Source organism: Ilumatobacter sp., from assembly GCF_041688325.1.
Lineage (GTDB): Bacteria > Actinomycetota > Acidimicrobiia > Acidimicrobiales > Ilumatobacteraceae > Ilumatobacter_A.
Genome location: NZ_JBDNIJ010000290.1, coordinates 1 through 1,570 on the forward strand (window position 1 = coordinate 1; position 1,570 = coordinate 1,570).

General features: G+C 63.4%; 1 protein-coding gene. It reads right to left on the minus strand.

What is annotated here, in order from left to right; genetic code table 11:
- Nucleotides 1-1,444, minus strand: a 1,444-nt coding sequence (locus ACH2EI_RS15485; protein ID WP_395160689.1) for an aldehyde dehydrogenase family protein, incomplete at its 3' end; no start/stop codon positions are given.
- Nucleotides 1,445-1,570 lie beyond the last annotated feature (126 nt).

Sequence of the window (1,570 nt, forward strand, 5' to 3'; positions counted from 1 at the left end):
CCCATCCGCTGACCGCCTTCACTTCAAGGAACTCTTCCAGACCCCACGTGCCGCCCTCACGTCCGTTGCCGGACTGGCGGTAACCACCAAACGGCGAACCGGCCGAACGCGACTTGCCGTTCATCTCGACCATGCCGGACCGCAATCGTTTGGCGACACGCCTGGCACGGTCGATGTCGGCCGTCTGGACGTAGTTCGTCAGACCGAACGAGGTGTCGTTCGCCATCGCAATCGCCTCGTCCTCGGTGTCAAACGGTGTGATCGCCAGCACGGGGCCGAAGATCTCGGTACGGGAGATTGTCATCTCCGGCGACACGTCGGCAAACACCGTCGGCCGCACGAAGTAGCCGACCTCGAGCCCGTCGGGCCGCCCTGGCCCGCCGGCCACGAGCCGAGCCCCCTCGCTCTGGCCGCTCTCGATCAGACCTTGGATTTTGTCGAACTGTGCTTGGGAGACCACCGGGCCAATGTGGCGGCCGTTCTTCGAGGCAACGTCGACGGTCATCTCGTTCGAGACACGTTGCGCCGTCGCCACTGCTGCGTCGTACACGGAACGCTCGACCAGCATGCGCGTAGGGGCGTTGCACGACTGGCCACTGTTGTTGAAGCAGTGGCGCACGCCCCGCTCGACGGCGGCATCGTCCGCGTCGGCGAACACGATGTTGGCACCCTTGCCACCCAACTCCAGAGCAACGCGCTTGACCGACTCTGCGGCGTTGTGGGTGATGGCAACCCCTGCCCGGTTTGATCCTGTGAAGGACACCATGTCGACGTCGGGATGCGCCGACAGCTGCGATCCCACTCCGGCGCCATCGCCGTTGACCAGGTTGAAAACGCCTGGAGGGAACCCTGCCTCATCGACCATCTCAGCGAAGAGCGACGAGGACAACGGTGCGACCTCGGAGGGCTTGAGGACCATCGTGCACCCGACCCCGAGTGCCGGGGCGACTTTGAGCGTCACCTGGTTCATTGGCCAGTTCCACGGCGTGATCATCGCGCACACCCCCACCGGCTCGTAGAGGATCCGATCGCCCGGGGCCCCCTCGCTCAGCGGCCGATCGAAGTCGAATGCTTCAAGCGCAGCGATTGTGTTGCGGATGTGCCACGAACCGGCGCTCACCTGCGACTGCAGAGCCAGATCAATCGGCGCACCCATCTCCATCGAGATCGCCTCCGCCATCTCGCTGGAACGACGTTCGTAGACCTCGAGCAACTTCACGAGCAGCGCCACCCGTTCCGCGGTCGGGGTACGGCTCCACGAATCGAACGCGGCACGCGCCGCAGCGACAGCTGCGTCGGTATCGGTTTGGGACCCGAGCGAAATGACCGCACAGGGCTGCTCGGTGGATGGGTCGATCACGAACGCATCGTGCTGCTCGGCGGGCGGTGCCCACGATCCATCGATGTAAAACTGGCGACGGTCAACGAGGTCGGTGGCGGTCATGTGAGCTCCTCTTACGGTGGGAAAGGGGGATTCTTTATTGGGGGATTTTGGGTGGTGTCTGCAATCCAAATCAAGGGTATGAACGAGAACGTAAAAGTCCGACATCGCAGTCATTTTTGCGTGCAC